Source organism: Marivita sp., assembly GCF_017643905.1.
Lineage (GTDB): Bacteria > Pseudomonadota > Alphaproteobacteria > Rhodobacterales > Rhodobacteraceae > Marivita.
Map to the genome: position 1 here is coordinate 1 of NZ_JAEPMO010000165.1, position 9,080 is coordinate 9,080.

A 9,080-nucleotide genomic window follows, 5' to 3' on the forward strand; every position below is an offset into this window, starting at 1 on the left:
CATGTTCCTGAAGGACCTCATCCAAGAGCCGCAAGACAGCAGTCGGATCGACAAAGCGAGAACAACCCGTCGGCGGGGATCAAATCGCTTGGCCAAAATCTATTGACAGAGAGGGAACCGTTACCGAAGTCCCGACCCTAGAAGAGCCCGCGCAGCACGTGGTTTTCGTAGCTAACAGCGCTGTTCTGCGCCTCAATCGCTGGCCGCAATTAACAGTCGGCAAAATGCGCTGCACAGTGTTTATGGCGTGATTTCGGAGGAATTGGTCGGAAAAGCGTATGCCTCACTCTGCAAAATACCAGAGATTGTGTACGGATGATCATTCCTTGACTGCTCGGGCAACCGGCACATCGACCAAGTGAGACACGTGCGCGCATGAAGAAGCTGGGCCTCGACGCTACAGACATTCGAATCCTCAGTGCAGTCCAGCAACATGGACAACTCAGCAAGACGCGCCTTGCAGAGCTTGTGAACCTATCGTCTACACCGTGCTGGGCGCGGCTCGACCGGCTGAAAGCCGCAGGCTATATCCGCGGCTACCATGCCGAATTGGCGTTGGAGCGGATCGTAGATTTCACCCAAGTCGTCGTCACGGTCTCACTGGGATCACACCGTAAAGCCGAGTTCGTTCGCTTCGAAGACTACATCATGAAACTGGACGAGGTCACAGATTGCATCGCGACCGGTGGCGGTATGGACTATGTGATGAAAGTCGCGACACCCAGCCTTGCTGCCTTTCAGGCGATCATGGAAGACATGCTTGCGGCCGAACTCTCGATTGAACGCTACATGACATACATTGCGACTCGTCAGATCAAAACCAGCAGGCCGAATCTTGCCAAACTGATCGCAAAAAGTGGGTAAGCGCGGTTCCAGACTGAACGGCCTCTACTTGGACTGATAATCGGACTAAACGGCCTAATCGGCGCGCGTTATCAGACCAAAAGCATCCCGATTTTCAAACTAAGTCTTCGACAGGTTTCAACACTTCACGGGCCGGTCAGGCCACCTGCTGCAAGGGCGAAAACATGACACAAACAGACGACTTTGGCTTCGGCACACAAATCCGCAAATCCCCGTATTTCGACGCAACAGTTCGCTGGGGCGCCAAAGGTTTTTCTGTTTATAATCACATGTATATCCCCCGCGACTTTGGTGACCCGGAACAGAATTTCTGGAACCTCGTGAATGACGCGATCCTGTGCGACGTTGCGGTTGAGCGTCAGGTCGAAATTACCGGTCCTGATGCGGCGGCCTTCGTGCAAAAACTGACGCCACGCGACCTGTCGAAGATGGCTGTGGGTCAGTGCAAATACATCCTGATCACAAACGCCGAGGGCGGCATCCTGAACGATCCGATCCTGCTGAGGCTCGCGGAAAACCATTTCTGGATCTCACTGGCGGACAGCGACATTCTGCTTTGGGCGCAGGGCGTAGCGATACATTCCGGCATGGATATCACAATTCGCGAACCCGATGTTTCGCCACTCCAGCTTCAGGGGCCAAAATCGGGCCTGATCATGCAGGCTTTGTTCGGTGACAGCATCATGGACCTGAAATATTACTGGCTGCGCGAAGTTGATCTGGACGGCATTCCGCTCATCGTGTCACGAACCGGATGGTCGAGCGAGTTGGGCTATGAGCTTTACCTGCGCGACGGCTCCAAAGGCGACCTTCTTTGGGAACGCATCATGGCTGCGGGCATGGAATTCGGTCTCAAGCCGGGCCACACATCGTCGATCCGCCGGATCGAAGGCGGCATGCTGTCCTACCATGCAGATGCTGACATCAACACCAACCCGTACGAGTTGGGGTATGACCGTCTTGTGAACCTCGACATGGACGCCGAGTTTATCGGCAAGGCCGCGCTGCGCAGCATCAAGGAAGAGGGCCCCAAGCGCAAGCAGATCGGTTTGGTGATTGACTGCGACCCGCTCACAGGTCCGAACACGACCTTCTGGACGATCAACCAGAGCGGTGAGGAAATCGGCAAGGTGACATCGGCGGTTTATTCGCCGCGCCTTGAAAAGAACATCGCATTGGCGATGGTTTCGGCAGATGCGGCGGTTCTTGGTGCAGAAGTCGAAGTCGTGACGAAATCCGGCCCGACGAAGGCAACTGTGGTCGAATTCCCCTTCTACGACCCCAAGAAGCAGATCGCAGCGGCTTAACCCGTCAGGATCAATAGCGGCGCGGACGTCCTTGGGACACCCGCGCGGCTTCACCGCTCATCTTCTACAGAGACTTCAGACATGTCCGATCTTTCCATCGAGCTGCACTGGCAGCGCGCCGAACCCGTGTTTGCGACCGGAACCTATTCAAACGCACATACCGTGCAGATGAACAGATTGTACGACATTACCGTCGACTCTGCCCCGGATTGGGGCGGTGACCCGTCGAATACCAACCCCGAGCAAGCATTGGCTTCGGCGCTTTCAAGCTGCCACATGATGACCTTCCTCGCTCTGGCAGCCAAGGCAGGATGGCCCGTGGCCAGCTATCACGACTATGCCGAGGCACATCTTGGCAAAAACCCGAAAGGTCAGATGTCGGTTACGCGGATTGATCTGCATCCGGTGGTGCGGTTCGACACCGGTTTCTCGGTCACAGATGCACAGATGGCCGAGATGCAGGATCGGGCGCACCGGTACTGTTTTATCGCCAACACGCTGGCCGACAGCGTTGAAATCAACATCCTCTAAAGGACCGCCCCATGCACACGGATCAAATTCTTCTCAGCGATCTGAGCGATGACGGCATTCTGCGCCTTACGCTGAATGACGTGAAACGGCGCAATGCGCTGTCCGAAGCGATGCTGGATGCGCTTGGTACGGTGTTCGCGGAAGCAGGTCGTAATCCGTCGGTCCGAGTGATCGTTCTTGCTGCAAATGGGCCTGCCTTTTGCGCTGGTCATGATCTTAAGGAAATGACGGCCGGTCGCAGCGGGCTTGACGGAGGCAAAGCCTATTTCACAAAGGTCATGGCCCTGTGTTCCGGGGTCATGCAGGGCATCGTGACCTGCCCAAAGCCCGTCATTGCCGAGGTCACCGGCATCGCGACGGCGGCAGGCTGCCAATTGGTGGCGAGCTGTGATCTGGCCATTGCTGCTGAGACCGCACAGTTCAGCACTCCTGGCGTTCACATCGGTCTCTTTTGCTCCACCCCCATGGTGGCCCTGTCGCGCAACGTGTCGAACAAACACGCCATGGAGATGCTGTTGACAGGCGACATGACGCCTGCCGAACGCGCCGCAGAGATCGGGTTGGTCAATCGTGTGGTATCCGAGGCATCGCTGCACGAGGCGACCACCGAAATGGCCCGCAAGATTGCGTCCAAATCGAGCATGACATTGGCCACTGGAAAACGCGCCTTCTACGCTCAGCGCGAGATGCCCTTGGCCGATGCCTATAACTACGCGTCAAAGGTGATGGTCGACAATATGCTGGCTCGGGATGCCGAGGAAGGCATTGGTGCCTTCATCGAAAAACGCACTCCTCAGTGGCAGGATGCGTAAAACATGGCCGCAAATCCGTACAATACCGATCTGGATCGCAACCCAGCGAACCACCAGCCGCTGACCCCGCTGAGCTTTCTGGAGCGGGCCGCCCATGTGTTCCCCGATCACACCGCGATTGTCCATGGTGGCTTGCGGCGCAGCTACGCGGACTTCTATGCGCGCTCACGGCGGTTGGCGTCAGCACTCACACAGAGTGGGATCGGACGGGGGGATACGGTTTCTTCGATGCTGCCAAATATCCCGGCCATGCTTGAATGCCACTACGGCGTTCCCATGTGCGGCGCTGTTCTTCATTCGATCAACACACGGCTCGACGCCGCGATCATCGCATTCCAACTTGATCACGCGATGTCGAAGATCGTCTTTGTCGATGCTGAATTCCTGCCCCTGATGCAAGACGCGTTGGAATTGGCGCAGGTCAGTCCGTCTGTCATCCTAGTTGATGATCCTGAATATGACGGCGCACGCGCTGCGTTCGACGGGACCGAGTATGAGAGCTTCTTAGGCGAAGGCGATCCGGACTTTGCCTGGCTTATGCCCGAAGACGAATGGGACGCCATTTCGATCACCTACACCTCCGGGACAACAGGCGATCCGAAAGGCGTCGTTTCCCACCATCGTGGCGCGTATCTGTTGGCACAGGGTAATGCGCTGACCACCTCAATGCGCAAACACGCCGTCTACCTGTGGACGCTGCCAATGTTTCATTGCAATGGCTGGTGCTTCCCGTGGACGCTCTCCGCGATCATCGGAACCCATGTTTGCTTGCGGCAGGTCCGAGCTGCGCCAATCTGGGCCGCATTGGCGGATGAGACCGTGACACATCTTTGTGGCGCTCCGATTGTGATGTCTCTGTTGATCTCTGCGCCAAAAGAAGAGCAACGCGCGCTTGACCATACGGTGCAATTCTTCACCGCAGCTGCACCACCTCCGGAAAAGCTGTTGGCCGATATGAAGACTGCAGGGTTTGATGTGACGCACCTTTACGGGCTTACTGAAACCTATGGTCCCGCTGTTGTGAACGACTGGCATGAGGACTGGTCTTCCCTGCCAAGCTCCGAACAGGCCCGACTGAAGTCACGCCAAGGCGTACGCTACCTGCCTCTTGAAGGGCTGGATGTGTTTGACCCTGAGACCATGCAACCGGTCCCCCGAGATGCGGAAACGATGGGCGAGGTTATGTTCCGGGGCAATGTCGTGATGAAAGGCTATTTCCGCAACCCCGTTGCCACGCAGAAAGCCTTTGAGGGCGGCTGGTTCCATTCGGGCGATCTTGGCGTGGTGCATCCCGATGGGTACATACAGCTCAAGGACCGTTCAAAGGACATCATCATCTCTGGCGGAGAGAACATCTCCTCCATAGAGGTGGAAGAGGTTCTTTACAGCTATCCTGCAGTGGAGATTGCTGCTGTGGTCGCAATGCCGCACGCAAAATGGGGCGAAACTCCCTGTGCGTTTATCGAAGCGGCGCCGGGTCATGACATTGACATAAACGCTTTGCGTGCTTGGTGCCGCGAAAGGCTCGCTGCCTACAAAGTTCCAGGAAAGTTTGTCATCACAAGCATTCCCCGAACGTCGACGGGCAAAATCCAAAAATTTGCCCTGCGTGATTACGCCAAAGAACTGGTTCAACAAACCTGAACCAGCACCTGAACGTTAACGCCAGGTCTTTTTAACTCCCACGGAAACGCCAAAGGTCAGTTTGGTATCAACGTTGCAAGTGCCCGGTGTTCAGAAGCGACACGGTCATCCGTATAGAGCTCAGTTTTCTGCGCGTTACGGGTTCCGCTGACGACACGCACTCGTTTGTCTGGGTGCTTTGGACAGGGCGTCTGGCCCGACATCGGAATATGACTTCAGCCCAAGCTGTCCAAGGGCGCGGTTCAACTCGAGGGTCAGAAGATCAAACGCGCGCTCTGCACCATCAGCGCCGCCAGCACCGATGCCATAGGCCAGCGCACGGCCTGCCAGCGTGAAATCTGCACCAAGCGCCTTGGCGCGCAGCGTGTCCGAGCCGCGCCTGATGCCGCTGTCGAGCAGAACGGCTATGCGGCCACCCAACGCCCGCGCGATTGGTGGCAGCGCTTCGATCGTGGGTTGACCAAAGGCGACCTGGCGGCCTCCGTGGTTCGACACGACGATGCCATCGCACCCCAAGTCTGCACATTGTACAGCATCGTCCGGGTGCAGGATGCCCTTGACCAGCAGCTTTCCTTTCCAGCGGTCGCGCAATCGCTTGAGATCCTCCCACGTAAACCCTGGAGTGATCAGCGTCTTCTGGACCTCAGCGTAGGAGGTCGCATTCTTCAAAAGATCCGCGTAATTGGCAACGTTTGGCGTGCCATGGCGTAGGCTCGCAAGAGACCAGCGCGGGTTCAGTGCACATTGCAAAACCACGTCTGGCGTAAAGCGGAAGGGCACGGCCAACTGGTTGCGGATGTCCCGGTCGCGTTTTCCTGCGGCGGGCACGTCAGCAGTGACCATCATCACCGGATAACCCGCAGCTTCTGCCCGTGCGACCAGGCCTTCAGTGACATCTCCATCGCTGGACACATAAAGCTGGAACCAGCCGTTCCCATCCGCCGCCTCGGCCAAGGCCTCCAGCGACGTGGAGGCGGCGGAGGACGCGGTATAGGGGATGTTCTTCGCCTTGCAGAGCCGTGCCAGCATCAGGTCGGCACCGGGCCAAAAGGCGTTGAGTACGCCGATCGGAGCCATTCCGAACGGCGCATCGAAGCTTTGACCGAACAACGTGACCGACGTGTCGATCCGGCTCACATCGCGCATGTAGCGCGGGGTCAGTTCGATCTCTTCAAAGGCCTGAGCATTGCGGCGAAGGTTGCGTTCGCCCTCGGCCCCTCCATCGACGAGGTCGAAGGCAAATCGCGGGATGCGGCGGCGGGCGATCTCACGCAGGTCGTCGATGCAGGCGGCTTGGTCCAGACGCATCAGATCGACCAGCCACCGTCGATGGCAATGGCCTGTCCGGTGGTGAAAGCCGCCATGTCACTGGCCAGATAGCACACGACTTCGGCGATTTCCTCGGGCTTTCCGAGGCGACCCATGGGCTGGCGTGCTTTAAAGGCGGCCAGCGCGGCATCGAAATCTCCGGTTGCTGCCAACCTGTCGTTCAATGACGGGCTTTGCACCGTTCCCGGACATATTGCATTGCAGCGGATACCGTCCTTCACGAAATCAGCCGCGATGGACTTGGTCATGCCGATGATCGCCGCCTTCGAGGCCCCATATGCGAACCGCCGCGGTGCGCCTTTTTCGCTACTGACGATAGAGGCGATGTTGACAATGGAACCGGCACCCTTGTCCAGCATGCCGGGCAGGGCGGCCTTGGTGACCTCAAACAGTGCCCGGGCATTCAAGTCGAATGATCGGTTCCACGCGTTGGCGTCGCAATCCAGGATTGTACCGTCATGCACCCAGCCTGCACAGTTCACCAGGATGTCCAGTGGTCCCAGACCAGTGACAAGGGCCTGCACTGCAGCGGTGTCGGTTACATCCAAAACCATGCCGGTGATGCCCGGATGGCTAACCTGAAGTTCGCTCAAAGCATCCTCGGCGATATCTGTTGCAATCACCGTTGCGCCGCGTTCCGCAAGCATTACAGCCGAAGCGCGGCCAATGCCGTTGGCTGCGGCTGTAACCAACGCGGTCTTTCCGGTAAGTGTCTGTTCCATATGGATCCTTTCAGCGCGCCATCCAACCGCCGTCGACGGTGATGGTGCTGCCATGGCAATAGTTGGCGGCGTCAGAGGCCAGAAACACGGCCGCGCCTGCAATCTCGGATGGTTCGGCAAAACGGCCTGCGGGAATTCGCTCTAGCAAGGCGCGGGACCGGTCGGGATCATCGCGCAGCGCTTGCGTGTTGTCTGTGGCAGTGTAGCCCGGTGCGATTGCATTGACGTTCACCCCGTGCGGAGCCCATTCGTTGCAGAGCGCACGCGTCAACCCGCGCACGGCATGTTTGCTCGAGGCATATCCCGGCACACCCAGACCCCCCTGATAGCTCAGCACCGAGGCCACGGTGATGATCTTGCCCGCACCGTGAGCAACCATGTGACGCCCGGCCGCCTGCGACAGCAGCCAGACCGAGTCGAGGTTGATCGCCAACACGCGTCGCCATTCGTCCAGCGACATGTCCGTGCTGTTGCTGCGGTGGATGATGCCGGCATTGTTCACAAGGATATCAAGGCCCCCAAGCCCGTCCCGTGCGAAGTCCACCACCTGCGTGGCGGCGGCTTCGTCCATGCCATGGAAATCCGCCTGCACGGCAACGGACGTGCGGCCCGATGCCTTTATCTTGGCTTGCACCTCTTCTGGCGCATGGCTGCGATAGGTCAGCGCCACATCGGCCCCGGCCGCGGCAAGGGCAAGGGCGATGCCCTCACCAATGCCGGTGGCTCCACCGGTGACAAGCGCGCGGCGCCCTGTCAGATCAAAGGGATTGCCCATGTCAGTACCGGTTCGCAATGGGCAGTTCTTCGGCCGGGAAAAGGCTGATCACCTCGCACCCGGTTTCGGTAACGACCACTTCCTCCTCGATCCGCGCGGCGGAGTAGCCGTCGGTTGCGGGGCAATATGTTTCCAGCGCGAACACCATGCCTGTCTTGATCTCCATCGGGTGATCCATACTGACCGCACGGCTGATGATGGGCCTTTCGTGCAACGCCAAACCAAGTCCGTGTCCGAACTGCAGGCCAAAGGCCTGATCCTCATTGGCAAAACCAAGCGACTCGGCGGTTGGCCAGACCTCGGCCACCTTGTCGGTGGACACACCCGGTTTGATCATCGCGATCGAGGCATCGATCCATTCGCGCGCCTTAACATAGGCGTCGTTTTGCGACGGTGTCGCGCGACCCACGTTGAAGGTCCGGTAATAGCAGGTTCGGTAACCCTGATAAGACTGGAGAATATCAAAGAAGGCCTGATCGCCGGGGCGGATCAGACGGTCAGTGAAGTTGTGCGGATGCGGATTGCAACGCTCGCCGGAAATGGCGTTGATCGCCTCCACGTCGTCCGAACCCATTTCATATAGCAATTTGTTGGACATCGCGACGATATCGTTTTCGCGAACGCCGGGTTTCAGTTCTTCGTAGATCATGTGATAGACACCATCGACCATTGCAGCGGCCTGCGTCAGAAGCTGGATTTCGTCCCAGTTCTTGATCTCGCGTGCCGCCAACATGATCTGCTGGCCATCTACCACGTTGATGCCTTCTTCCTGCAGCGCGTGGAACATTGCCGTTTCAGCATAGTCCACGCCGACCGGCATATCCGCCATGCCCGCATCCTTGATCAATTGGGCGATCATCTTGGCATATTTGCGCATCAAGCCGAATTCCGGCGGGATCGTCCCACGCATGCCGACGACCCCGGCCAAGCAGTGATCCGGTTCCAGCCAATCCGAATAACGCTTGTGATGCACTGCAGCAGACCCGAAATCCCAGACATAGGGGGAGTCGTCGCCTGTCAGCAGGCAGAACCGGCACATCTTGTCCCGTTCCCACTCGCCGATTTTGGTCGCGCTGACATAACGGATGTTGTTGAC

Annotated in this window: 9 protein-coding genes; 5 read left to right on the forward strand and 4 right to left on the reverse strand. The window is 58.0% G+C overall.

What is annotated here, in order from left to right:
- Positions 1-375 precede the first annotated feature (375 nt).
- The 5 genes from JJ869_RS19835 to JJ869_RS19855 all read left to right on the forward strand — a co-directional run bounded on the left by JJ869_RS19835 (position 376) and on the right by JJ869_RS19855 (position 5,158).
- Positions 376-864: an Lrp/AsnC family transcriptional regulator gene (locus JJ869_RS19835; RefSeq protein WP_292269920.1), complete on the forward strand. Its 489-nt coding sequence runs from the start codon at positions 376-378 to the stop codon at positions 862-864.
- A 164-nt stretch (positions 865-1,028) separates the two neighbouring features.
- Positions 1,029-2,171 (forward strand): glycine cleavage T C-terminal barrel domain-containing protein, encoded by a 1,143-nt coding sequence (locus JJ869_RS19840; protein ID WP_292269922.1) that lies wholly within the window; start codon positions 1,029-1,031, stop codon positions 2,169-2,171.
- A gap of 81 nt (positions 2,172-2,252) precedes the next feature.
- Positions 2,253-2,702, forward strand: a complete 450-nt coding sequence (locus JJ869_RS19845) for an OsmC family protein (RefSeq protein ID WP_292269923.1) — start codon at positions 2,253-2,255, stop codon at positions 2,700-2,702.
- Positions 2,703-2,713: 11 nt separating this feature from the next.
- Complete coding sequence (locus JJ869_RS19850) at positions 2,714-3,514, forward strand: enoyl-CoA hydratase (protein WP_292269924.1); 801 nt, start codon at positions 2,714-2,716, stop codon at positions 3,512-3,514.
- A gap of 3 nt (positions 3,515-3,517) precedes the next feature.
- Positions 3,518-5,158: an acyl-CoA synthetase gene (locus JJ869_RS19855; protein ID WP_292269926.1), complete on the forward strand. Its 1,641-nt coding sequence runs from the start codon at positions 3,518-3,520 to the stop codon at positions 5,156-5,158.
- A gap of 135 nt (positions 5,159-5,293) precedes the next feature.
- Here JJ869_RS19855 and JJ869_RS19860 read toward each other — a convergent pair whose 3' ends face one another.
- The 4 genes from JJ869_RS19860 to JJ869_RS19875 form a co-directional block, all read right to left on the reverse strand.
- Positions 5,294-6,466, reverse strand: a complete 1,173-nt coding sequence (locus tag JJ869_RS19860; protein ID WP_292269927.1) for an alpha-hydroxy acid oxidase — start codon at positions 6,464-6,466, stop codon at positions 5,294-5,296.
- Positions 6,466-7,209, reverse strand: coding sequence for an SDR family oxidoreductase (locus JJ869_RS19865; protein ID WP_292269929.1), 744 nt, complete (start codon positions 7,207-7,209; stop codon positions 6,466-6,468). Before JJ869_RS19865 ends, JJ869_RS19860 begins: the two co-directional genes overlap by 1 nt.
- Positions 7,210-7,219: 10 nt before the next feature.
- Positions 7,220-7,984, reverse strand: coding sequence for a glucose 1-dehydrogenase (locus tag JJ869_RS19870; RefSeq protein WP_292269931.1), 765 nt, complete (start codon positions 7,982-7,984; stop codon positions 7,220-7,222).
- Position 7,985: 1 nt separating this feature from the next.
- A partial coding sequence (locus tag JJ869_RS19875; protein WP_292269930.1) for a M24 family metallopeptidase occupies positions 7,986-9,080 on the reverse strand: 1,095 nt, incomplete at its 5' end.